The organism is Clostridium sp. AF19-22AC, assembly GCF_003479085.1.
GTDB lineage: Bacteria > Bacillota > Clostridia > Lachnospirales > Lachnospiraceae > Faecalicatena_A > Faecalicatena_A orotica.
On record NZ_QUGN01000008.1, the window covers coordinates 151,165 to 176,856 of the forward strand.

At 43.3% G+C, this 25,692-nt stretch carries 23 protein-coding genes; 22 read left to right on the forward strand and 1 reads right to left on the reverse strand.

Annotation, left to right across the window (positions count from 1 at the left end):
* The first annotated feature begins 8 nt into the window (after positions 1–8).
* The 20 genes from DWX43_RS11420 to DWX43_RS11510 all read left to right on the forward strand — a co-directional run bounded on the left by DWX43_RS11420 (position 9) and on the right by DWX43_RS11510 (position 22,321).
* A complete protein-coding gene (locus DWX43_RS11420) occupies positions 9–1,565 on the forward strand; it encodes a glycoside hydrolase family 43 protein (RefSeq protein WP_118620354.1) in 1,557 nt (518 codons plus the stop codon).
* A gap of 171 nt (positions 1,566–1,736) precedes the next feature.
* A complete protein-coding gene (locus tag DWX43_RS27615) occupies positions 1,737–1,973 on the forward strand; it encodes a hypothetical protein (protein WP_330582243.1) in 237 nt (78 codons plus the stop codon).
* A gap of 38 nt (positions 1,974–2,011) precedes the next feature.
* Entirely contained in the window at positions 2,012–2,449 is a 438-nt protein-coding gene (locus DWX43_RS27620; protein WP_330582244.1) for an AAA family ATPase, read from the forward strand.
* The gene (locus DWX43_RS27625) at positions 2,409–2,792 is read left to right on the forward strand and encodes a PD-(D/E)XK nuclease domain-containing protein (RefSeq protein ID WP_330582245.1); all 384 of its coding nucleotides are present in this window, start codon (positions 2,409–2,411) and stop codon (positions 2,790–2,792) included. Before DWX43_RS27620 ends, DWX43_RS27625 begins: the two co-directional genes overlap by 41 nt.
* Positions 2,793–2,886: 94 nt before the next feature.
* The gene (locus tag DWX43_RS11430) at positions 2,887–5,268 is read left to right on the forward strand and encodes a helix-turn-helix domain-containing protein (protein ID WP_118620355.1); all 2,382 of its coding nucleotides are present in this window, start codon (positions 2,887–2,889) and stop codon (positions 5,266–5,268) included.
* 252 nt (positions 5,269–5,520) lie between these two features.
* The gene (locus tag DWX43_RS11440; protein ID WP_109730507.1) at positions 5,521–5,946 is read left to right on the forward strand and encodes a DUF6379 domain-containing protein; all 426 of its coding nucleotides are present in this window, start codon (positions 5,521–5,523) and stop codon (positions 5,944–5,946) included.
* Positions 5,947–5,959: 13 nt separating this feature from the next.
* The gene (locus DWX43_RS11445; protein ID WP_109730506.1) at positions 5,960–6,937 is read left to right on the forward strand and encodes a TIM barrel protein; all 978 of its coding nucleotides are present in this window, start codon (positions 5,960–5,962) and stop codon (positions 6,935–6,937) included.
* A 15-nt stretch (positions 6,938–6,952) separates the two neighbouring features.
* Positions 6,953–8,335 (forward strand): MFS transporter, encoded by a 1,383-nt coding sequence (locus DWX43_RS11450; RefSeq protein WP_109730505.1) that lies wholly within the window; start codon positions 6,953–6,955, stop codon positions 8,333–8,335.
* Entirely contained in the window at positions 8,332–9,252 is a 921-nt protein-coding gene (locus tag DWX43_RS11455; RefSeq protein WP_109730504.1) for a sugar phosphate isomerase/epimerase, read from the forward strand. The genes DWX43_RS11450 and DWX43_RS11455 overlap by 4 nt, the downstream gene beginning before the upstream one ends.
* Before the next feature lie 52 nt (positions 9,253–9,304).
* The gene (locus tag DWX43_RS11460) at positions 9,305–10,408 is read left to right on the forward strand and encodes a Gfo/Idh/MocA family oxidoreductase (protein WP_118620357.1); all 1,104 of its coding nucleotides are present in this window, start codon (positions 9,305–9,307) and stop codon (positions 10,406–10,408) included.
* A gap of 25 nt (positions 10,409–10,433) precedes the next feature.
* Positions 10,434–11,306 carry a TIM barrel protein gene (locus DWX43_RS11465; RefSeq protein ID WP_118620358.1) on the forward strand — a complete coding sequence of 291 codons (873 nt, stop codon included), beginning with the start codon at positions 10,434–10,436 and terminating at the stop codon, positions 11,304–11,306.
* 11 nt (positions 11,307–11,317) lie between these two features.
* Positions 11,318–11,758 carry a DUF6379 domain-containing protein gene (locus tag DWX43_RS11470; RefSeq protein ID WP_109730501.1) on the forward strand — a complete coding sequence of 147 codons (441 nt, stop codon included), beginning with the start codon at positions 11,318–11,320 and terminating at the stop codon, positions 11,756–11,758.
* Between the two features lie 61 nt (positions 11,759–11,819).
* Positions 11,820–12,878, forward strand: coding sequence for a Gfo/Idh/MocA family oxidoreductase (locus DWX43_RS11475; protein WP_118620359.1), 1,059 nt, complete (start codon positions 11,820–11,822; stop codon positions 12,876–12,878).
* A gap of 91 nt (positions 12,879–12,969) precedes the next feature.
* Complete coding sequence (locus DWX43_RS11480) at positions 12,970–13,878, forward strand: AraC family transcriptional regulator (protein ID WP_243099297.1); 909 nt, start codon at positions 12,970–12,972, stop codon at positions 13,876–13,878.
* A gap of 147 nt (positions 13,879–14,025) precedes the next feature.
* Entirely contained in the window at positions 14,026–15,456 is a 1,431-nt protein-coding gene (gene melB / locus DWX43_RS11485) for a melibiose:sodium transporter MelB (RefSeq protein WP_118620360.1), read from the forward strand.
* A 19-nt stretch (positions 15,457–15,475) separates the two neighbouring features.
* The gene (locus tag DWX43_RS11490) at positions 15,476–17,701 is read left to right on the forward strand and encodes an alpha-galactosidase (RefSeq protein WP_118620361.1); all 2,226 of its coding nucleotides are present in this window, start codon (positions 15,476–15,478) and stop codon (positions 17,699–17,701) included.
* A gap of 224 nt (positions 17,702–17,925) precedes the next feature.
* A complete protein-coding gene (locus tag DWX43_RS11495) occupies positions 17,926–19,521 on the forward strand; it encodes an AAA-like domain-containing protein (RefSeq protein ID WP_118620362.1) in 1,596 nt (531 codons plus the stop codon).
* Between the two features lie 229 nt (positions 19,522–19,750).
* Entirely contained in the window at positions 19,751–20,254 is a 504-nt protein-coding gene (locus DWX43_RS11500; protein ID WP_118620363.1) for a VOC family protein, read from the forward strand.
* Between the two features lies 1 nt (position 20,255).
* A complete protein-coding gene (locus tag DWX43_RS11505; RefSeq protein WP_118620364.1) occupies positions 20,256–21,386 on the forward strand; it encodes a Gfo/Idh/MocA family oxidoreductase in 1,131 nt (376 codons plus the stop codon).
* Positions 21,387–21,436: 50 nt separating this feature from the next.
* Positions 21,437–22,321, forward strand: coding sequence for a sugar phosphate isomerase/epimerase family protein (locus tag DWX43_RS11510; protein ID WP_118620365.1), 885 nt, complete (start codon positions 21,437–21,439; stop codon positions 22,319–22,321).
* Here the strand turns inward: DWX43_RS11510 and DWX43_RS11515 are convergent.
* Complete coding sequence (locus tag DWX43_RS11515; RefSeq protein ID WP_118620366.1) at positions 22,288–23,235, reverse strand: AraC family transcriptional regulator; 948 nt, start codon at positions 23,233–23,235, stop codon at positions 22,288–22,290. The genes DWX43_RS11510 and DWX43_RS11515 overlap by 34 nt on opposite strands.
* A gap of 207 nt (positions 23,236–23,442) precedes the next feature.
* On the opposite strand from DWX43_RS11515, the gene DWX43_RS11520 reads away from it, so the two are divergent.
* Both DWX43_RS11520 and DWX43_RS11525 read left to right on the forward strand, forming a co-directional pair.
* Positions 23,443–24,477: a TIM barrel protein gene (locus tag DWX43_RS11520; protein WP_118620394.1), complete on the forward strand. Its 1,035-nt coding sequence runs from the start codon at positions 23,443–23,445 to the stop codon at positions 24,475–24,477.
* 72 nt (positions 24,478–24,549) lie between these two features.
* Complete coding sequence (locus tag DWX43_RS11525) at positions 24,550–25,674, forward strand: carbohydrate kinase family protein (RefSeq protein ID WP_118620367.1); 1,125 nt, start codon at positions 24,550–24,552, stop codon at positions 25,672–25,674.
* Positions 25,675–25,692: the final 18 nt, after the last annotated feature.

The following is a 25,692-nucleotide window of genomic DNA, read 5'->3' on the forward strand; positions in this document are numbered from 1 at the left end:
GGATAGATATGGTTCATTATCAAAACCCGGTGATTCCGGGATTTTACCCCGATCCGAGCGTATGCAGGAGCGGTGAAGATTATTATCTCGTGAACAGTTCCTTTGAGTTTTTCCCGGGAATCCCCCTGTTCCACAGCCGTGACCTTGTACACTGGGAGCAGACCGGGCACGTGCTGACAAGAAAATCACAAGCAATGCTGGAAAATTGTCCGGCGTCGGGTGGGATATGGGCACCCACAATCCGGCTTCATAATGGAAGGTTTTATGTTTCGGCAACGAACTTCAGCTATGGCGGGAACTTTTTTGTATGGACGGATGACATAGAAGGAGAATGGTCCGACCCTGTCTGGGTCAGTCAGGGAGGAATCGATCCATCGCTGTTTTTTGATTCCGATGGATGTGTATATTTGTCCAGTACCTATGACCTCTCTGACGGTCAGGCGATCGGACAATGTCAGATAGATATCCAGACCGGCAGGATGCTTACAGGGACAAAAATCATATGGGAGGGCAGCGGCGGTAAATATCCAGAGGGACCGCATATGTTCCGGAAGGATGGGTGGTATTACCTGCTGGCCGCCGAAGGGGGAACAGAATATGGGCATATGGTGACCATCGCAAGGGCGGCTTCACCGTGGGGCCCGTTCGAAAGCTGTCCAGATAATCCGATCCTGACCCACCGCGATACAATGCTCCATCATTTTCAGGCGGTCGGGCATGGCGACATAACAGATACTGCAGACGGAGAGTACTGGATGGTCTTTCATGGAATCAGAACAAGCCAGTATATGCTCCACCATTTGGGAAGAGAAACCATGCTGGCCCCAGTGACATGGAACGAAGAAGGCTGGCCTGTGGTCAATCAGGGACGCAGGATTTCGAAAGACATGGAAGTGAGGTCTCTTCCGGCAAAGGATTATAAAGTAAAAGAGGATGCTGATACTTTTCATCCGTCAGGTCTTCCGAAAATGTGGAACTACCTGAGAAACCCGGATATGAGTATGTATAGTTTTACGGAAAGGCCCGGGTGTCTCAAACTTACCGGAGGGGAGGCTGTCCTCAGTGACATTGCGTCCCCCACATTTATTGGAAGGCGGCAGCAGCATTTCTGTATGAGGGCTGAAGTATGGGTTGACTGTAACCCACAGAGTGAATATGAGAATGCAGGTCTCACTATTTTTCATACAAACGAGCACCATTATGACCTTGCAGTTACAAACAGAGACGGGAACAGGTGTGTCATACTCAGGAAGAGAGTGGGAGATATGCAGACAGAAAGTGAACTGTTGTATTTAAGCGGGCACGGGAATATTTTTCTCAGGGTGGAGTCCGATAAGCTGGAATACCGGTTTTTTGCAGGGACTGATGACAGAAGCCTTTCGCTGGCTGGAACAGGACGAACGCAGTTGATGTCAACAGAGTGTATGCCGATGACCTTTACCGGGTGCTATGTGGGACTGTTCGCGGAGAAGGGGTGCTGCGGGTGGTTTGAGGAATTTAAGTATAGTGCGCGTTACTGTTCACACCGTGCCGTGCACCTAGCTGCACGGCATCGGGGCCAATAAAGTGATGATTTCGGGGCATCTGGTCTACGCTCCGCTGCGGTCCGTGCTGAACATGCGCCACTGGCGCATAGCACCCCTCGCCGCAGGCGACTTTTAATGGGCAGATGCCGTTACTGTGCGCATCAGGAGGGTAATCCTGTAGAACTATAACTATTGATTATGGTGATAAATATGTTTATAAATTTCGCAATATGTCTCCAGCATAATATGGATTTTGGTGAAGATGATTTTGAAGCTGTTATGTTAAAATACCCTGTCATTCATATTCCATTTAACGATTTAATGCAGCCCTGCCATTCTTATGACGATTACATCGGGCGGATTGAGAAACAGCTGCTTGCAGACCTTAAGGCGGCTTATCCTGATGTTAATATGAAGGGGAAACATCTGTTGCCTCAGCCCTGCTGAATATTCTGGCAGCAGATGACACGGCACGGTTTATTTTCGTGCTGGATGAATGGGATTTCATTTTCCATCAGTCCTTTGCATCAGAAGAGGATAAGAAAAATTATCTTCTGTTTTTGCGGAATCTCCTGAAAGACCGCCCATATGTGCTTTTGGCATATATAACTGGAATTTTGCCTATTGCAAAGTATTCCAGCGGTTCGGAGTTAAATATGTTTGTAGAGTATACGATGGCTTCCGAAGAAAAATACTCGCAATATTTCGGATTTACAGAGGAAGAAACGGACATGCTGTTTGAGCGATACGAGAATTCTGCGATAAAGCCTAAGCACCTGACGAGGGAAGGAATGAAAAGTTGGTATGACGGGTATCACACAAAATCCGGCAGACGGATATATAATCCGCGTTCTGTGGTTACTTCTTTAAAAAATAATAACTTTGGAAATTACTGGACCAGTTCCGGGCCGTACTCTTCTTAGCTATAACAGTGAAGCGGAACTGACAGCAGTTGTAAACCTTGTTTATCTTGCTGCCCGGGACAACTATCGGATAGAACGAGAGGATAAGGCTGGCATAGGATATGCCGACTTCATTTTTTATCCAGAAACTGACAAAAACGCTGACTGTATTATATTGGAGCTGAAAGTTGGAGCCACGCCGGAAGCTGCTATACAGCAGATTAAAGACAGGAAATATGCCTTGCGCTTTAGGGGGAAAATAGGGGAGCCCCAAAGGTATACGGGAAGGATTCTGGCTGTAGGAATCAGCTATGACAAAGAAGGGAAAAAGCATTCTTGTAAAATAGAAGTAATAGAAGACTGAAATGAATGACCTATTTTTGAAATACTTGAAAGACCAGAGCTAAAAATGTTATGATACAATCATCAAGTGAAAGACATGATGAGGGATTAATACATTGAACGAAAGAGGTTTTCAAATCAGCATTTTCGAGCATATAGAGGAAGAATTTCAGTTTCAGTACGATGCAAGGCTGTTTTATGTTATTGACGGGAAACTTTGTGTGGAGATTGATGAAACGAATTATCTCTTAGAAAAGGAAGACGTGATCCTTGTCCATTGCGGCACTGGTAAATGCAGACTGTCTGCCAGACGTGCGATTATCTGCGAAGTTAGTTATGAGAACCAGATGCTGCTGGGGGTAATGGGGGACCTGAAAGGCCGCTTTTTTTGCAATAGTGCCGTCGATACGAGAAGGTCTTACAATGAATTGAGAAACGCGCTGAAGAATCTGATTTACCAGCGGACAATACAGTCACATAAGACAACAAGTTATGAGAGCAGTATGGTATATCAGATACTGGATATTCTGGTCGAGAACTTCTGGACTGCCAGCAGGAATCTTGCTGACAATGAAAATTCTGTGGATTACAAGCTGCAGAAGATTATTCAGTTTGTGAATCAGAACTACAGTGTACATATAAGCCTTGCGAAGGTAGCAGAGGAATTGTTTGTGTCCACTTCGACCCTGTCCCGCATCTTCCATAAGCAGACGGGGGTCTATTTCGCGGAATATGTTACAGAAGTCCGCCTTAAACATGTCGTGTCAAAATTAAGGTATACAGACGAAAATGTGACACGGATCGCTGTAGACTGCGGCTTTTCAGGGGCACCGGCGTTAAATAAGGCATTCCGTGAGAAATATCAGGTATCCCCGACCGATTACAGGAAACAGTTGCGCGAGGAAGAAGTGTTAAAAGAGGAATCGGTGAGAAGGCTGCAGGATAAAATTCTGAAGGAGACTCAGGCGTCGGGAAATGATGCGGCAAAAAGGGTATGTGAAGAAATCCGTGTTAGTGAGAGTGTTCCCTATAAGAAAAACTGGAACAAAACAATAAATATCGGTTCCGTCTTCCGATTATCCGAGGTGAATATCCAGTTCCAGACATTGGAATTAGTAAACGGGCTGGGATTTTCCCACATAAGGCTATGGAATGTCTTTTCGAAAAAACTGATGATTACAGACGGAAAGACAACAGGACACTATAATTATAATCAGATAGATGTGATATTTGATTTCCTTGTATCGAATCATATTCACGTTTTTCTGGATTTTGGAAACAGGCCGGATACCGTAATCAAGGGTGAGGGAGTCGCACTATTTTATGAGCAGGAATGTATAGAATTTGAATCAAAACGAATCTGGGGTGCCAGTGTAAAGGATCTGATTCTCCATCTGCTGAAACGCTACGGAAAAGAAGAACTGGAACAGTGGGTATTCGAACTGACATATAATGTTGTGAAGACGGAAGTACAATGCTATAAAGATGAAAACTTCCAATACATTGAAGCATTTAAACTGTTTTACCAGATTATCAAACAGGAACTTCCGAATGCATGTGTCGGGGGCTATTCGGCATTATTAGGAGATGGCAGGGAGTTTTTCCGGTCATTTCTGAAGAACTGTAAAAAAGAAAGATGCATCCCGGATTATGTATCCATTATATTGTTCCCTTATGAACAAGTACGGCAGGATAAAAAATATATCTATAAGAGGAATCAGGAAAAGAATCTGGAACTGCATGAAATCGCTGCCTATAAAAAGATACTGGAAGAGGAGAGCGCAGAAGACTGTAAACTAATCATCACAGAATGGAATAGTTCATTATCCAGCAGGAATTATATGAATGACAGTTGTTTCCGTAGTACATATCTGGTAAAAAAAATAAGTGAAATCTGGGATTCAGTTGATATGGTCTGCTTTTGGGTCGGTTCCGACTGGATCAGCAGTTATTATGACACGAGGGGAATTGTCAACGGCGGGGCCGGCATCATAACAATGGATAATATAAAGAAGCCGGTATGGTACGCTTTTTCCTTTTTAAACTCTCTCGGGGAGGAATTGATCAGTAAGGGGGAAAACTATATCCTCACTAAAAAAGAGGATAACAGTTTTATTCTTTTGTGTTTTAATTACAAAGAGTTTGGCTACAATTATTTTCTTCAGAATGAAGATGACATTGATCTGATGAGAATTGCCGAATTATTCGAAGACACGGGGCAGATGGAACTTGAATTAAAACTGACCCGGCTGGAACGGGACTGCAATTATATAGTAAAGAAGCGTCAGGTAAACAGTGAATATGGGTGTGTCCTTACAGAGTGGATGAAATTTGACTGTGCCGTTAACCTTGACAGGTCGGATATCAAATATATCCAGGCTATGAGTATTCCACATATGGAACGGTATACCATAAGTTCAAATGACCATACACTGACATTATCAACAGAAATGAGAGATCAGGAGATTGCATTGTTCCACATATATAAAGAACGTTAAATCTGAAGTCAAAAAGTTTATGCTTATAATACAGCATAAGCTTTTTTTTGCTGCTTTTTTAATTTATTTTATGATATTAAATGGGGAAATGGTATGCAACAAAACGAGAAAAATGTTGCAAGCTAAAAAGCAGCAGCGAGAAATATTGCAACAGAATCCGGATATTGTAAAATCTGGGAAAAGCAAAGCAGAGAAAAAGAAGATAAGATAATAGCAGATAGAAAAAACAAAGCGTAAGGAAAGGAGAAAACAATGGCAATTGCAATGAGAGTCAATTACACAGATGTACTAAGGGACGGTACACTGAAAAATTTTTATGTCAACGGGGAAAAGATGGGGTATCAGTTTGATATCCGGCTCAGCTATTACAGAGGGCATTTCCTTTCAGTTATTGACGAATTGACATTGAAGGTTGATGGAAGGGAAGTAAAAGAGGAGGATATTATTTTCTGCCTCCACGGTAAGGAATTTGGTGTTAACCAGTTAAAAGGAGCCACATCTGAATTCTGGGGAATCAAAGAACCGGCAACGATCCGGGTATTTCAGAAAGACGGTCTTGAAACAGGTAACCATGAAGTCGATTTCCACATGATTTTCCGTTCACCATATATGCCGATTAGTGAGACGGAATTCATGCCGATAGACAGTTCAGAGTGTAAAGTCATGGACATAAAGTAGGGAGGAAAGAAAAGTGGGAAATGTAAAATTAGGAGTTACGTTATATTCCTTTACGAAAGAATACTGTGAAGGAAGTATGTCAATGGAAGACTGCATCCGCACAGCAAAAGAGATGGGTGCGGAAGGATTTGAAATTGTTGCAACACAGATGATTCCGTCTTATCCTTATATCAGCGATCAGTTTTTAGGAGAGATAAAGGCAATCTGCCAGAATTACGATATTGAAGCAGTGTGCTACGGTGCCAACATGGACTGCGGTATGAGAGCGGACAGAAGGCTTACCGAGGACGAGATGGTAGAGCGCGCGATCATGGATATCAGAAGTGCAAATAAAATGGGATGTAAGGTCATCCGCCAGCAGTATCTGTTAAGTCCGAACGGACTGGCAAGAATTGCACCTTATGCAGAGGCATACGGCGTAAAAGTAGGAATAGAGATTCACAATCCGGAGACACCGAATACACCGGTTATTATGCAGTACAGGGAAGCAATCGATAAGAGCGGGTCTGGTTATATCGGATTTGTACCGGATTTTGGATGCTTTGCAACGAAACCGAACAAACCACACTGGGATCAGGCACTGAAAGACGGAGCAGATTTAAAACTACTCGAGATGGCAAGAGACATGAGATATGATGCCGTACCAATGGATGAGGCACATGCAAAGCTGACAGAAGCGGGGGCAACGAACAAAGAACTCGCGATCCTTCAGGAAATGTACGCATTCCTGCAGTTTAAGAAGGACTGCAAGGCAGAACTGGAAGGATTGAAGGAAATCATGCCGCATTGTTTCCATATGCACGGTAAGTTCCATTACCTGTATGAGAATCTGGAAGAGGCAAGCATTCCCTATCAGGAAATCATGAAGGTCATTAAAGAATCAGACTTTAGCGGATATATTGTTTCCGAATATGAAGACCATGAATCAGGTAATGCCTTATTAATGACGAAACGCCATCAGCAGATGATGAGAAATATTCTGAAACAGTAAGAGAGGAAAAGTGAAATGAACGAGATGAAGAGGGCGACAAAAGCGGCAGTTATATGTTATGGATTTGGAGATATGGCATCACAGTTTGTCTGGACATTCGTAGGCTCTTATTTAACTATTTTCTATACAGACGTAGTCGGACTGGCACCGGTTGTGATTTCTACAATTATGCTGGCTGCACGTATCTGGGATGCATTTAATGATCCAATGATGGGGGCGATTGCAGAGCGTTCACGTTCTAAGTTTGGACGGTTCAGGCCGTGGATCGCATTCGGCTGCCCTGTCCTTGCAGTATTCGGGGTACTTACATTTACAAACCCGTTCAGCGGCACATCAACCGCAGGAATACTCTGGGCGGCAGTTACATATATCATTGCCGGAATGCTTTACACATTAGTTAACATCCCTTATGGTGCACTTCCGGCAGTCATGAGTGAGGATGCAGGACAGAGAACAAAAATGAATGTTTCGAGAAACATCGGAATGAATGTCGGTATGTTAATTGTTAATGTAGCTACGGCAGGACTCGCGTTACATTTCTCCCAGGCAGGGGCAAAAGTGGCAGATGGTCATGGGTATATGATGACCGCAGTGGTATATGGTATTGTTTCCATCCCTCTGTTTCTGATTGTATTCTTTACAGCCAAAGAGGTCATTATGCCGACAGAAAAACCGGCAAAATTCTCAATGAAAGATACAGTCGGCAATCTGGTAAAAAATAAGTACCTGATGATTGTTTCCTTAGTTATGCTGCTTGTTATGACTGCTTATATGGGCAGGATTGCCGTAACGGCCTACTATGTAATCTATTGTTTAGGTTCTTATTCCCTGATTGCAGTAATTATGACGATTCCATCCATTGGCAGTATTATCGGTTCGCTGTTTGTCCCGATGCTGACAAAGAAATTCGGTAAGCGGAATATATTTATACTTTCTGCAATCGTAGATGGGATCGCCCTGCTTATTATTTACTTCATCCCATTTGATAATATGCCGCTGATTATCGCCGGCCACTGCCTGTTTGGTATATTTAATTTCGCTATGCCGTTATCTCTTTCAATGGTTGCAGATTCTGTAGATTATATGGAATATAAGACCGGTGTAAGAACTGATGGTACGGCATATGCAACTTACGGGCTGGCAACCAAAGTCGGCAATGCAATCGGAGGGAGCGCGGGTGTACTTTTACTTGCAGCATTTGGATATGTTGCAAATGCAGAACAAACCGTGGCAACTCAAAATGGAATTAATGTCGTTGTAAATCTTGCCCCTGCAATCTTATATTTCCTCGCGGCACTTGCATTGCTGCTTTGGAAGATGACGGATAAAGAGGCGGATGAAATGAGACAGGAATTATCAGAAAGAAGAAATAAGAAAAATGTGGAGGCTGCAAAATGAAATTAGGGTTTGTATCAGCTATTTTAGACCAGTCAACATTTGAAGAAATGATTGATCAGGCATCTGAACTGGGATATGAGTGTGTCGAAGCGGCCTGCTGGCCGGCTGGCAAAGCAGAGAGAAGGTATGCGGGAGTCAGCCATATTGATGTGAATAAAGTTATGGAAGATGATGCTTATGCAAAGTATGTGATGGATTACTGCAAAGAGAAGAACGTGGAGATTTCATCACTTGCATACTACCCGAACACGATGGATGCGGATTTAGAAAAACGCAAAGCAGCGGTGGAACATCTGAAGACATTAATTACCGCCAGCCATAAGCTTGGAATTGATATGGTTACGACGTTTATCGGACGTGACCAGTCAAAAACAGTAGAAGAAAATCTGGAGCTCGTAAAAGAAATCTGGCCGCCGGTCATGGAACTGGCCAAAGAAAACCATGTGAGAGTTGCGATTGAAAATTGCCCGATGTTATTCGGGCAGGACCAGTGGCCGGGTGGACAGAACCTCATGACAACACCGGCTGTCTGGAGAAAAGTGTTTGAGATACTGCCATATGACAATCTGGGTATCAATTATGACCCTTCCCATTTTGTATGGCAGATGATCGATTATATCAAACCGATCTATGAGTTTAAAGACAAGATTTTCCACGTGCATTATAAGGATATCAAGGTTTACAAAGACCGCTTAGACCAGGTAGGAATTATGGGATACCCGTTAGACTTCATGTCACCGAAGCTTCCCGGGTTAGGAGATGTGGACTGGGGAAAATATGTATCCGCGCTGACAGATATAGGGTATGACGGATATACATGCATCGAAGTTGAGGATAAGGCTTTCGAGGGTACGGCAGAGGCCGTATTAAAATCACTGAAACTGAGCAAAAAATATATGGAGCAATTTGTGATTTAAGGGAATCCTTAATGATTTCCGATAGTTATGATTTTAGAAAGGAAGAAAAAAGATGAAAAAATTAAAGGTAGCAATCATTGGATGTGGAGGTATTGCCAACCAGAAACACCTCCCGGCACTTAAGAATAATGCGGATATGAACGAAATCATTGCATTCTGCGATGTGATTGAAGAAAGAGCAGTAAAAGCTGCAGAGGAATTTGGTGCAGAAGGTGCAAAGGTTTATACTGATTACAACGAACTGCTTGCAAATCCAGATGTTGAGGTTGTACATATCTGTACACCGAATGTGTCACACAGCGAAATTGCAATCGCAGCATTTGCCGCAAAAAAACACGTATATTGTGAAAAGCCGATGTCACACAGCCCGGCCGAAGCAGAAAAGATGGTGGAGGCATGGAAAAAATCTGGCATGCAGTTTACGATCGGCTACCAGAACCGTTTCCGTGCAGAAGTACAGAATTTACATGCTGCATGTGAAAAAGGTGAACTCGGAGATATATACTATGGGAAAGCTCATGCAGTCCGCCGCAGGGCCGTTCCGACATGGGGCGTGTTCATGGACAAACAGCAGCAGGGCGGAGGGCCGCTGATTGATATCGGAACACATGCCCTTGATATTACACTCTGGTGTATGGACAACTACGATGTGGACAGTGTATCCGGTTCCGTATTCTATAAACTGGGCAACCTGCCACAGGCAACGGAAGGCAACTTATTCGGGGCATGGGACCCGGAGACTTATGAAGTAGAAGACTCCGCAATGGGATTTATCAAAATGAAAAACGGGGCCACAATCAATCTGGAAGCAAGCTGGGCACTGAATATGCTGGATTCCAGAGAGGCATCCACGACACTCTGTGGAACAGAGGCCGGAGCAGAGATTCACTCTGGAATGAGCTACCCGAAGAATGAATTGATTTACAACCGAGGCAGAAACGGACAGCTGATGGAGGAGACAATCTCCCCGACGGGAAGTATTGCATACTTTGGCGGCGGCAGCGGTGAAGAAGGAACCATCGACTGCAAACAATGGCTGGAAGCAGTGGCAAATGGTACAGAGCCGCTCGTAAAACCGGAGCAGGCACTGGCTGTAACTAAGATTCTGGATGCAATTTATAAATCGGCAGAGGAAAAAAGAGAGATTAAATTCTAATACTTTGTAGAATAGGGGATTGATTATGTTTCATTATGATAGAAAAGGACCGAAACGTGGAGTGGCATTATATAGTTATTCAGCTGAGTATGGCCTCACAAAAACATTGGAGGACTGCTTTGAGGATGTACATGATATGGGGGCCCACGGAATTGAGATTCTGGCAAACACCCACATCGAAAACTATCCGTATCCGACAGATGAATGGGTGGAAAACTGGTTCCGCCTCTGCGATAAATACGAGGTGGTCCCGGTGGAATACGGGAACTGGATTGATTCCCATGTGTTAGGTTTCAGGGACCTTACAACAGAGGAATCCTATGAGATGCTTGCCAGGGACATGCGTCTTGCACACAGGCTTGGATTCACAGTCATGAGAACAAAGATGCCGGTCATTACGGATGCACTCGATCCGGTGGCAAACTGGAAAGAAATTATAAAGATGGCTCTTCCGCTCGCAGAGGAACTGGGAATTCAGATGTGCCCTGAAATCCATACGCCAACAAACCTGAAAAGCAAGATGGTAATGGATTATGTAGATTTTATGAAAGAAACCGGTACAAAAAATTTCGGCTTAAATATTGATTTCAGTGTTTTCCGCACAGAGTTTGGTGAAAATGACTATAAAGACCCGAACTATGTGGCGAACACTCCGGAAGACTTAATCCCATTACTCCCATATGTATACTGCTGCCATGCAAAATTCATTCAGATGAACGACGAGTTCGAAGAGACAACGATCCCATATAAAGAAGTGATTCAAGTACTCAAAGACCATAACTGGAACGGATATCTCCTGAGTGAATATGAAGGGGCAGATAAATATGACCCCGGATATGAGGTTGGGCAGACGCTTCGCAGACAGCACATTATGCTGAAGAACTACATTGGGGATTAGGAGGAAATAAGATGGAACGAGAAGTAATCCAGTCAGTGGGATTTCGCAATATAAAAAAGGACGGGAAGATAACAGGCTTTCAAATGAAGATAAGGCTTCCTTATTACCGTGGAGTATTTTTAAGCCAGTTAAGGCCGGGCACCTTGATTGTAGACGGTCAAAGGTATGAAAAAGAAGACATCATCTGGAATATCAAAGGCGAAGACTATACTTATGAAGAAATGAAAACCAACTATGATACCCATTGGGCGGTTACCACACCTGCGGTATTAAAGGTTCAGAAAGAAGGCGGACTGGCACAGGGCTTTCATGATATTACATATGGCTTCTGTTTTACATCTTCATACATGCCTCCTATGATGCAGGATACACTGGACCCGGATGAAGAAAGTGAGATTTTTATGCCTGAATTCGGGCATCACGTGAACCACAGACATCTTCTGATTGTATAGGGTCAGGCAAGCAGCATGCCTTTAACGGACAACATAAAATGATAGAAAGAAGGAAACAAAAATGAGTATAAAATTTGGTATTATCGGACACGGTTTTATGGGACACGAGCACGAGACCATGCTGACTCAGATGGATGGAATCGAAGTAACCGGAATCTGTGATATCCAGCCGAAACAGCTGGAAGATGTAAAGGAAGGAATCATCCGGTACAATTCAGCGGAAGAAATGCTTGCGAATCCGGATATACAGGTAGTGATCATTGCTGCCAACAATAACCAGCATCTTGACCTTGTAACAAAGGCAGCCAATGCGAAAAAAGATATCATCTGTGAAAAGCCGGTCGCTATGAGTGTAGCAGAGCTAGACGAGATGATGAAAGCTGTGAACGAAAATGATGTGAAATTTACGGTACACCAGCAGAGAAGGTTCGATCCGGATTTCAGGACAATCAAAGAAATCTATGATCAAAAAGCGTTAGGCGATATCTTTACAATTAAGAACCAGTTATATGGATTCAACGGTAACATGCATGACTGGCACGTTTATATTTCAGAAGGCGGCGGAATGTTATTCGACTGGGGTGTTCACTTGTTAGACCAGCTTCTCTGGATGATCGATGCAAAAGTGACTTCTGTGTTTGCCACTATGAAGAATGTAATAAATGAAGAAGTGGACGACTTCTTTAATATTCAGCTTGTATTTGAAAATGGAATCACGGCAGAGGTTGAACTGGGAACTTACTACTTAAAAGATCAGCCGAAATGGTTCGAACGTCACTGGTTCATGGGCGGAAACGAAGGTTCTGCTTATGTAGACGGGTTCGACCCGGAAGGCAGGATTGTCAGAACAACCGGACTGCTGACGAACGTCAAAGGCTCAAGGACAATGACGGCGGCAGGACCAACGAGGTCATTTGGCAATCCAAGAGAAGGCTTGATTGTAACAGAAGAACTGCCGGAGGTTCATACATGCCATGAAAACTATTTCGAGCAGTTTATAAAGGCTTACCACGGCGAAGAAGAATTTTTCGTGAAGGTTCCTGAAGTACGGAGAGTGTTAAGGCTGATGGAAGCAGTCAGGGAGTCGGCGAGGACGAAGAAATCGGTTGATTTTGAATAGTGTAAAAAAAGTGATAGCTGATCTCTTCCTTGCAAATGCTAAAACTCCAATGTAAAATAAGTATAAGCTATTTTACAAAGGAGGCAGATCAATGGCAAAAGAAGACAGACCAATGAAAAATTGTTATGAGATGAAACTTTCTGACAGGAAATTTGGTGATTTATACTTATGCTTTTGCGGTTATGCGGATTGTTCCCCATTACATAGTTTCGGTCCGGCTGTGCGCCCTAACTACATTATTCATTACATATTAAAAGGAAGAGGATGTTATCATATAAGCAATACACGGTATGATTTGAAAGCAGGACAGGGCTTTTTGATTGTGCCTGATATTCAGACATTTTATCAGGCCGATGAAAAAGATCCCTGGTCCTATCTTTGGATTGGATTTGCAGGGAATAATGCGGAGGATTATTTAAGAGATTTGGGGCTGAATAGCAGCCAGCCTGTTTTTAGCTGCAGCAGGGGGGCTGAGTTAAAGCTTACGATCCTGAATATGCTGAAGAATAACACTTCCACAATATCCAATCAATATCTTTTAGAAAGCCTGCTCTATTCTTTTTTTGCCATTTTGACAAAGGATATCGAAATCCCCTCTGGGAAAAAGGAAAGTAAAGAAAACAGGTATGTACGGCAGGCAATTGAGTATATACAAAATAATTATTCGAACCCGCTCCATATATCAGACATTGCAGACTATGTCTGCATAAACCGCAGTTATCTTTATACCCTGTTTCAGCAAAACCTTGGTATGTCTGTACAGGAGTATCTGACGAATTTCCGGCTGACACGCGCAACAGAGCTTCTTGTCCTCACAGAACTTTCAATTGAGGGTGTTGCCATGTCCTGCGGTTACAAGGATGCCCTGGTCTTTTCTAAAATGTTCAAAGCCCAAACCGGAATTACGCCTTCAAGCTATCGGCGCAATCACCGGCAGGAGGTCAAGGACAGCCTGATTAAAAATCGTGACAGGCTGGATGAACTGCAGACTCTTTTGTAGTCTGCAGTTATTTAACATTTTGACTGTTTTTCTTAACAAATCATTCTAACCCAATTCTAAAATCCTGTCTATAATTACCTATATCGAAGGAAATATGCGCAGTTTCCCCAATCATAATTTAAGAAATAGGATATGGAGGAAATTTTTATGAGTACAACAGGTAAACAGGCTTCTGTGCCGCAGTATAAACACGTATCTACACGTGAAAAGTTATGTTTCGGCGTCGGTGCCATCGGCAAGGATGCTATAGTGAATATGGTCGGTTCCTTTCTGATGCTATATTTAACGGATACACTGTACCTTGCACCGGCTTTCGTAGGCACACTCTTTTTTGTGGCACGTATCTGGGATGCTGTTAACGACCCGATTATGGGGATGATAGTTGATAATACCCGTACCAGATTCGGAAAATTCAGAATCTGGCTTATCGTCGGAACATTAGTTAATTCCGTAGTTTTTGTATTTTTGTTTACAAGCTGCGGGCTGAAGGGGACTGCCTTGTATGTCTATGTTGCCGTGGTTTATATAGTGTATGGGATGACTTATACCATTATGGATGTCCCTTACTGGTCATGGCTGCCTAATCTGACCAATGACCCCCGTGAACGTGAAAGGGTTTCCGTTATTCCCCGGTTTTTTGCAAGTTTTGCAGGATTTATTGTTGCTACATTTGGACTATATATCATCAATGGACTTAACAAATTGACTGGTAACGACAACTTGTACCATGAACAAGGGTTTACCATATTCGCGATTATCATTGCTGTTATATTTATCATAACCATTGGAATTACTGTTTTTAATGTAAAAGAAGATTCAACATTGGATTCTAACGTCCAAAAAACAAGCCTGCGCCAGGCACTGCACATCATCGTCAAGAATGACCAGCTCCTTGCATTCATCGGTTTGCTGCTGACATATAATCTCTGTACACAGATAGCCAAAGGTTTTGCGGTATATTATTTTAAAAATGTCTGCGGCAATGAATACCTTTACTCCATTTTTGGGTTTGCGATTATTGCAGAAATGCTCGGCCTTATCTGTTTTCCTAAAATCGCGGGGATGATCAGCCGGCAAAAAGTATTCGGACTTGCATGTATATTGCCGATTATTGGTCTTAGTGCCTTAGGAATCATGGGATTTATCGCACCCTCCAGTAAAATTGTAGTCATTATCTGCTGTGCGTTCCTTTTCTTCGGTTCTGGCTTATCTCTGGGAGTTACAACCTGCTGTATGGCCGATGTCATTGACTATGGAGAGGTTAAATTCGGAGTCCGCAATGAAAGCGTTACCTGTTCCACCCAGACTTTTCTCATGAAAGCTGCCATGGCAGCGGCAGGCGGACTTACAGGCATAGGGCTTCAGATCATTGGATACAATGCAAAAGCCGCTGTTCAGACGGCAGGAACACTCCTCGGTATCAGAGTATTGATGATTGTGATACCGATCATACTCATCATAATGAGCTATTGCATTTACAGGAAGTTTTATAAGCTAAAAGGAAAAACAATGGCAGAAGTTACAGAAAAAGTCAATGCCATACATGCAGCACAGAAAAAAATTGGAATGAATGTATAAATTCAGCAGGAGGAACATTATGAGTATCATATACCATGAAGGCACACAGACCTTTCACTTATACAACGACACGATAAGCTATATCACCACCGTACTGCCTAACAGACATATGGGGCAGCTTTATTTTGGCAGAAAAATCCATGACAAGGATAACTTTTCTTATCTGCTTGAGATGTGTCCCCGCCCAATGAGTTCACATCCTTATGAGGGGGACATTTTGTTTTCGCTGGAGCATGTAAAGCAGGAGTACGGTGTATATGGCACGACGGATTACAGGCATCCGGCCGTTGAAATTTCGCAGGAGAACGGCAGCCGCCTCAGTGATTTCCAATATGAAAGTTACCATATCATTCCGGGCAAACCTGCCCTCGCAGGGCTGCCTGCAACCTATACCGAGGATGACGGGGAAGCTGAGACCTTACAATTGGTTTTAAAAGACCCGGTTACCCATATAAAGCTGGAACTCTTTTATACAGTATTTGTCAGAGGCGGTGCTCTGGCCAGAAGCGCCAGACTCACCAATGAGGGCAATGAGCCTGTGCATCTTACACGGGCAATGAGCCTGTGCATGGACCTGCCGGATAAAGACTATGAATGGATCCAGTTCTCAGGAGCCTGGGCGAGGGAACGCCATATGAAAACAAGGAAACTGGAACAGGGGATTCAGGCCATAGACAGCCTGCGCGGCAATTCCTCCCACGAACATAATCCGTTTCTTATACTAAAACGTCCAAATGCCGATGAATCTCACGGCGAGGCAATTGGATTCAGCCTGATATACAGTGGGAATTTTCTTGCACAGGCAGAAGTGGATACTCATGACACTACCCGTATATTGATGGGAATCAATCCCTGCGGTTTTGACTGGAAACTGGATCTTGGAGAAACCTTCCAGACACCGGAAGCTGTTATGGTATATTCTTCCGACGGACTGAACAAAATGAGCCAGACCTTCCACAAACTCTATCAGAAACGCCTTGTCAGGGGGTATTGGAGAGATAAGGAGCGTCCTATCCTGAATAACAATTGGGAGGCCACTTATTTTGACTTCACAGAGGATAAGCTTGTGACAATTGCAAAAAAAGCGAAAGAAAGCGGCGTGGAGCTCTTTGTTCTGGATGACGGCTGGTTTGGTGCACGCAGCAACGACTATGCAGGTCTTGGAGACTGGGTTGCAAATCTTGAGCGGCTGCCGAATGGAATTACTGGACTTGCCGAGAAGATCGAAAATCTGGGCTTGAAATTCGGCCTGTGGTTTGAGCCGGAGATGGTTAACGCTGATTCTGACCTTTACCGTGCCCATCCTGACTGGATTTTAAAGACTCCCGGACGCAGCATTTCTCACGGAAGGAACCAGTATGTACTTGATTTTTCCAGAAAAGAAGTAGTGGACTGTATCCATGACATGATGGCAAAAATCCTTTCAGAAGCCAAAGTATCCTATATTAAATGGGATATGAACCGGAGCATAACAGAATGCTATAGCGGGGCACTGCCCTCGGACCGTCAGGGAGAGGTCTTCCACCGGTATATACTCGGTGTTTATGATCTGTACGAAAGACTGACCAGTGAATTCCCCCATGTCCTGTTCGAGTCCTGCGCAAGCGGCGGAGGGAGGTTTGATCCCGGAATGCTGTATTATGCACCCCAGGCATGGACAAGTGACGATACCGATGCGGTAGAACGCCTGAAAATACAGTACGGCACCTCTCTGTGCTACCCAATCAGCAGTATGGGAAGCCATGTTTCAGTGACTCCGAACCATCAGGTACTTCGGGAAACCCCTCTTCATACAAGGGCAAATGTGGCTTACTTTGGAACATTTGGATATGAGCTTGACCTCAACAGACTGACTGAAGAAGAACAGGAGGAAGTAAAACAGCAGATTGCTTTCATGAAGGAATACCGGAAATTAATTCAATTCGGTACGTTTTACCGCCTGAAGAGCCCGTTTGAAGACAACGTGACAGCATGGATGGCCGTAAGCGAAGACAAGAAAACAGCTGTGGTTGGCTGGTACCGTGTATTAAACGGAGCCAACCTTCCATATAGCCGTATTAGGCTTCAAGGATTGAATCCTGACTGCTGTTATTTAAATCTGACTAACCATACAGAAAATTATGGCGATGAACTGATGAACTTAGGATTGATTACCACAGATGCGTCTTGTGGTGAACTTCCTCATGACGGATCTATATGTGGGGACTTTGATTCAAAAATCTTTGTGCTCAAAGCAAGGGAATAGGAGAGTATGCTGATATCCTGAATATACTCCCGAAGACTTTGGGCTCTGTACTTGGTGGTTTTTAATGAGTAGATACAATTATTTTATAAGCACAGTATCCTTTTGATAAGGTTTGGAACAAATGATTGTGCTATAAGTTGGAATGCCGTATAATGTAATCAGTACAGTGGAAAATAAGCAGTATTAATGTCTGCTTGAAAGTTTGGAAAACAGGAGTGTGCAGCATGGGCAAGTATTTTAATACGGAAGGTGTCTGCCTGCCGGATTTACATTACATGGTTGAGGTCAACAGGCAGTTAAGAGAAATTAAGAATCTTGTAGATGCCGGGAAATATTTTACGATCAACAGGGCGAGACAGTATGGGAAAACAACGACTATTCGTCAGCTTGTGCGGGCGCTTTCCCCAGATTATATTGTATTTTCAATTAGTTTTGAGGGGATGGGTGACTTTGTTTACAGGGATGACACCAATTTCTGCAGGGAATTTAGCGGACTCCTATGTGATACGATAGAGTATGGGGAAACAACGGAGGTTCCGAAAGAGACTTTTCAGATCTTATCTGAGTATGCAAAAGGCGAGAAACAGCTGTCTTTCAGGGAATATTCAAATGTGATTTCACAGATGTGCAGGGATAGCGTAAAGCCGGTTATTCTGATAATTGACGAGGTGGATCAGGCGAGTGGAAGCACAACATTTTTAAGTTTTCTTGGAATGTTAAGAGATAAATATCTGAAACGAATTGACCGTCCTACTTTCCAGTCAGTTATTTTAGCAGGAGTACACGACATTAAGAATTTGAAACTAAAGATGCGTGGTGATGAGGAACAGCAATATAATAGTCCTTGGAATATTGCTGCTGATTTCAATGTGGATATGAGCCTGTCAATGGACGGAATTGCAGAGATGCTGGAGAAATATGAAGAAGACTGGCATACAGGTATGGATGTCATGGAGATGGCAGGGATGATATCTAATTATACATCTGGTTATCCTTATTTGGTTTCACGTCTTTGCAAGATTATAGATGAAAGAGTTTCCGGCAGTGAAAAATATCCGGATAAGCGGTCAGCATGGAGCAAATCGGGATTTCTGGAGGCTGAAAGGATTCTTTTGCAGGAAAAGAATACATTGTTCGAATCATTGATTCATAAACTGACGACTTATCCGGAAATGGACGAAATGCTGTATGCCCTGTTGTTTTCAGGCAGAGGGATTGCGTATAATCCAATGAATCCGGCTATTGATATTGCATCAATGTTTGGCTTTGTTAAAAATAGGGATGGAATGGTAGAGCCAGCGAACAGGATATTTGATACATTACTCTATAATTACTACCTATCTGCAAACGAGATGCACGAGAAAGATATCTATAAAGCATCTTTAAAGGACAAAAACCAGTTTATTACAGGTGGACAATTAAATATGCGGCTGATATTAGAGAAGTTTGTGGAGCATTTCACAGAATTGTATGCCGATAGTGATGAAACATTCTTAGAAGAAGAGGGCAGAAAATATTTCCTGCTTTATCTCAGGCCTATAATCAATGGAATTGGGAATTATTATATTGAGTCCAGAACAAGAGGAATGCGGCGTACAGATGTGATTGTTGATTATCGAGGCGAGCAGTCAATCATTGAAATGAAGATATGGCATGGAGATGAGTATAATCGCCGAGGAGAGGAACAATTAGCTGAATATCTGGAGGATTACAAGAAAAGTAAAGGGTATATGATTAGTTTTAACTTTAATAAAAACAAACAGGTTGGTGTACATGAAGTATTCGTTAAGAATAAAGTTTTAGTTGAAGCAGTCGTATAAATATATATCAGAAAGAAAAATATGGGAAACATATCCCCACCGGAAAATTCAATGCTGTCAAGCATTGATTCCGGTGGGGATATTCTTTTTGGGGATTGCAGTGGTTCAGCAGTTAAGTTCAAAATAAAGATGTCCGAATTAACCAACTACAGTTGTCTACTGAAGCCATATTCTGATTCAGTAATAGCCTTTATAATAAAAACCAGTAAATAATTCAGGAGGAAATACAATGATCAAAGGTATATCACACATTGGATTTGATGTGAAAAACATGGAGTCAATGCTGGACTTCTACTGCAATGCGCTGGGGATGAAGAAAAAATTTTCCATGACTTTTTCTCAGGCCCTTAGAAAAATGCAGTCGGAACCACAAGCGGAGATGAATGAAGAACTTACGGGATTTATGCAGTATCTGGGTCAGATGGGGGATAAAGAATGGTTTGTATATCTGGAGATGGCACCAAACCAACTGATAGAGTTATTCTATCAGTACGGGGAGAAAAAGGAACTGCCAGATATCAAACAGTATTATGGATATCAGCATTTTAGTCTTGAGGTTGATAATATTCATGAATTGTGGGACAGAGTATGCCAGTATGGAATAAAACCGGACAGTCCTATACGGAAAGGGGTGGATGGGACATACCAGTTCTGGCTGACAGATCCGGATGGCAACCATTTTGAAGTGATGGAGTATACAAAGGAATCATTGCAGATAACAGGAGATGAATAATATGGTAAAAACAGTAAAAACCGCAATCGTAGGATGCGGAACAATCAGTGAGAAGTATATGGAAAATCTAAAGAACAAGTTTTCCATAATAGATCTGGCAGGATGCTGTGATGTGAATGTTTCATTGTCAGAAAAAATGGCCGGGAAATATGGTATTCAACAGATGTCAATGGAAGATATCCTTAATGACAGCAGCATTGAAATGGTGGTGAATCTGACACCTCCCAGTGTACATTATTCAGTCATTAAACAATTGCTGGAAGCTGGCAGGCATGTGTATACAGAAAAAGTCCTGTCAATTGAATATGAACAGGCAAAAGAGCTTACAGAACTTGCTGAAGAAAAAGCCCTGTATCTGGGGGCAGCACCAGATACTTTTCTGGGTGCGGCAATTCAAAATGCAAAAGATATTGCTGACAGCGGGATGATTGGAGAGGTCAAATCATGCCATGCTTTTGTAAACAGAGATTACAATACACTCAGCGAATTCATCCCCTATTTATCGAAAAAAGGGGGGAGCATCGGTGTAGATGTAGGTATTTATTACCTGACTGCACTTCTTTTTCTATTAGGCCCGGTTTCGGCAGTAACAGGTATGAAAAATAAACCGGTGGAGCGTATGCATAGATTTCCTTTTATGGGGAATTATGGAGAAACATATGAGACAGAAGTTGAAAGCATTCTCACAGGCATGATGGAATTTGAAAATGGTGCACTGGGAACAGTTCATTTCAATTCAGACTGTATTTTTCCGGAAATGCCTGGATTAACGGTCTATGGGACGGAAGGAATTCTAAATATGGCAGATCCAAATGGATTCGGAGGGGAAGTCTCTGTTCTAAGAAAGGGGCAGGATACCCCTGTTATCATTCCATCTAACTATGGATATGCGGAAGAAAGCCGTGGCCTGGGTGCGGCAGAGATGGCATGGGCCATAAGGAATCAAAGAAAGCACAGGGCAAATGCAGGGCTGGCCCTTCATGCAGTAGAAATTCTGCACGGGTTTACGCAAAGCAGTGAGAGTGGGAGGTATTATAGAATGCAGAGCACATTCGAGAAAATACCGGGACTGAAGCCGGGGTATCTGGATAGAAATTATCCCGGAAATAACGCTGAGGGTTCGATTGTTTAAACTATTGGAGTCTTTAAAATGAATGAAGAGATTACATAAGGGGGAAAAGAATGAACAGCAGTAAAATAAAGTTTAGTTTTATGACGACTGCAATGCTTCTTCAGGCATTAAGCAGGGAACATGGTATGGCAGATATTGCGGATTTAAAGAAGCTGTATAAAGAAATATTAAAGACGGTATCCGATGCAGGTATCCATACAGTAGAGATAACAACTCTGGAACTGGAACTGTTTGGAAAGGATTATGTCCGGAAAATACTTGCCGGGAATCATCTTACAGCAGGGGGCATGGTTCATTTTGATACGTTTGCCGCCGTGAATAAAGAAGAGGCAGGGCATATAATTGAAAAAGCATGCAGAGCTGTGGACGAGGCAGAAAGCCTTGGGGTAAAAATAGTGATGCTTGCACTTGCAGTGCAGGAGGATATTTCTGGATATAGTATGGAAGAACTTGCGACTGCATTGGCTGAGAACATCAGACCTATAGCAGTATATGGCAAAACAAAAGGAATCCGGGTATGTGTAGAGGATACACCAGAAGTGACACTTCCCTTATGCAGTATCAATGAAACCAGGGCGCTGCTGGATGCAGTGCCGGAGCTGTATCTGGCCTATGACAGCGGAAATATGCTCATAAAGCATGAAAATCCTGTTTCCTATTATGAAGCATTCAGAGAACGAATATGCCATATTCATTTAAAGGATATGGCATATGTACCGGATGAGGAACCGGGAGATATGGACATCAGTGGAAAGAAGATGCGGGGAGCGATACATGGACAGGGAATTGTCGATTTCTGCACTTTGGCAAACTGTATGAAACAGAATGGGTATCAGGGATATGCAGTGATAGAATATACCGCTTTGGATAACCATTACAGAAATATTAAAGATGCTGTGGCTTATTTGGAAAAATGTTTCGGAAAGAGGGTATAACGGGACAGGGCAAAAGCTGCCTGTTCCAAGGAATACCGTTTCTGTACATTATCAGTAGGGAGAGCTGCACCGATCAGGTGCGGCTTTTCCTGCTTTTTCCTATATTCTTTTACACTGCATCCAAGTTTTTTTATAAACATCTGATTCAAATAACGGCTGCTGGAAAACCCTGTCTCGAGGCAGATATCTAGGATCGGCAAATCGGATTTGTCAACCAGCTGGAAGGCGTGCTCAAACCGGATGTTATTCAGATATTCCTGAAAGGAAATTCCAAGCATCTGCGTGATGAAGTGCGAAGCATGATAGGTTGTTATATTTTCCAGACCGGCAATGTCCTGTAAAGAAATATGCTCCCGATAGTGTTCTGAGATGTAGTCTGTAATCCGGTTCAGCCGTTTGGAGTTGTTCTTTGCGGTGGCGGATTCCTGTTCACTCGTAATTGTATAATCCGTATATGTTAACAGCTGGTAAATCGCGTCCAGAACCAGACTGGAACACTTAATGGCATTATGCGCGGATGAAGAGAAATATATTGCGGCACAGGAAAGGAGCGTCTGGTACAGGCTCTTATAAAGTCCACCGCTTCGTATAATGCTGTTATCCAGACGAAGTAAACCAAGCTGGTAATCGATCCTGCGGTAAAAGTCAGGATGAATCTGAAATGCCAGTATCTGGTTCTTTCCGTCCTTATTTAAGAAAGAATGTATTTGATACCTGTTTATGATATAGATGTCCCCTGCATGCAGTTCAAGCTGCTTAAACTCTGTAAAAAGGGTAAGATCCCCATCCAGAAGGATGCCGATTTCCAGATCGCCGTGTCCGTGTGGACTGCGGGCAGTCATTTCAACCAGAAAGATTTCCAGATAGTTCATGGTTGTATGCTGTATAATTTCAAATTCTTCTTTTTTACCCATATCGTCATTCTCCCCCAAATAGTTTTGATTTTATGATACACCACGCAAGAGCAAGAAACAACAAAAAAAACCGCAACATTGTCATTTTCCGGTCTCCTGTTTCTGGTATAAATAAGACATAACAGATAAACGGTGCACGGCATTCCGGAAAAAAGCGATAAGAATACCATGACAGCCGATTTTTATGAAAGAAAGGAAAAGACTATTATGACAAAGTTTAAATTTTCAGTAGGCCCTTGGAATGTACATACAGGAGCAGATTCTTACGGACCGGCAACAAGAAAGGACATTCCTGTAGAGGAGAAGTACAAAAAGTTTGCAGAACTGGGATTTTCCGCAGTGCAGTTCCATGATGACGATGCAGTGCCTAATATCAATGACTACACGGTAGAGGAAATCAAAGAGAAAGCGCGTGAACTGAAAAAGACACTGGACAAGTATAACCTCAAGGCAGAATTTGTGGCACCGCGCCTTTGGATGGATGAACACACACAGGACGGCGGTTTTATGAGCACATCTGCAAAAGACCGTGAGTATGCGATGTGGAGAGCTTACCGCTCAATTGATATTGCCAACGAGCTTGGCTGTGACATGGTTGTACTCTGGCTCGCAAGGGAGGGAACGCTTTGTGCAGAGTCAAAATCTCCTGTCTGGGCTACAAAGATGCTTGTCGAGGCAATCAACAAGATGCTGGAATATGACCCGAAGATCCGCGTATGTATTGAGCCAAAGCCAAATGAGCCGATTGACAGAAGCATCTGCGGAACAATGGGGCATGTCATGGCAGTTTCAGCCGCAACAATCGATCCGTCACGTGTAGGCGGCAATCTGGAGAGCGCACATGCCATTCTGGCAGGTCTGGACCCGGCCAATGAGATAGGGTTTGCCCTGGCAATGGGGAAACTGATGACCGTACACCTGAATGACCAGAATGGAATCCGTTATGACCAGGATAAATCTTTTGGCGTGGAGAATCTGCGTGCCGCATTCAATCAGGTAAAGGTCCTGAAGGAAAACGGGTATGGAGAGAACGGAGAATATGTCGGCCTTGATGTGAAGGCAATGAGGACAACAACGGATGGGGACAGCTATAAGCATCTGGAAAACAGCCTGAAGATTTTTAAGGCTCTGGAAGAAAAAGTGGATAAGTTTGATTATGATTTCCAGAAAAAGTGTGTTGAAAACAGAGATTTTGAGGCACTGGAAATGTATGTGATGAATCTCCTGATGGGAATCGAATAAGTTTTGAGGCGGAAAACAGGGAGATCAGAAGGTCTCCCGTTTTCCATATCAGAAAAAAGACAGGAGGCAGTTATGAAGAAAAAAGTAATCGCAGCCGGACATATATGTCTGGATATTACACCGGTATTCCCTGATAAAAAGGTATCCCGGCTGAGCGAGATTCTTTCTCCGGGAAGACTGATACAAATGGGGGAGGCGGATGTGCACACAGGCGGGGCCGTAGCCAATACCGGACTGGCAATGAAAATTCTCGGAGCAGACGTTACTTTAATGGGAAAAATCGGAACGGATGCATTTGGTGAGATGGTCTGTAATATTCTGAGGCAGCATGATGCAGAAAAAGGGATGATTTTATCGAATCAGGAATCTACATCCTACTCTGTCATTCTGGCGGTTCCGGGGATTGACCGCATCTTTCTGCATAATCCAGGGGCAAACCATTCGTTCCGGGCATCGGATATTCCACAGAAAGCTCTGGAAGAAGCGGCATTGTTTCACTTCGGATATCCTCCATTGATGAAATCCATGTATGAACATGACGGAGAGGAACTGGTGGAAATCATGAAGCGGGCAAAGGCTGCAGGTGCAGCAACTTCCCTTGATATGGCGGCCGTAGACCCGGATGCAGAAGCAGGCTCGGCTGACTGGGAGAAGATTCTGGAGCGGGTTATGCCTTATGTGGACTTTTTTGTGCCCAGTGTGGAAGAACTCTGCTATATGCTGGATAAGAAGCGATATACAGAGTGGCAGGAGCGGGCCGGAGGAAGGGATATTACGGAAATGCTGAATATTGAGAAGGATGTTAAGCCCCTTGGAAAGCAATGCATGGAATTTGGCGCAAAGGTCCTTCTGATTAAATGCGGCGCACCCGGAATGTATTACAAAACAGCAGACAGGCGGACTCTGATGAATATAGGAAGCCGGGCCGGGCTGGATCTAAACAGCTGGGCAGGCAGGGAGGGATTCGAGAAGAGCTATGTTCCAGAGCGCATCCTTTCCGGGACCGGGGCAGGAGATACGAGCATTGCGGCGTTTCTGACTGCTATGCTGGAAGGATACCCACTGGAGAAGACCCTGCAGCTTTCCGCGGCAACCGGTGCATCCTGCGTGGCAGTTTATGATGCACTGAGCGGGCTGAAGTCTTTTGAAGAATTGGAAAAGAAAATAAATGCGGGCTGGTGTAAAAGTGCAAGATAGATTATTAAAATATAAGGA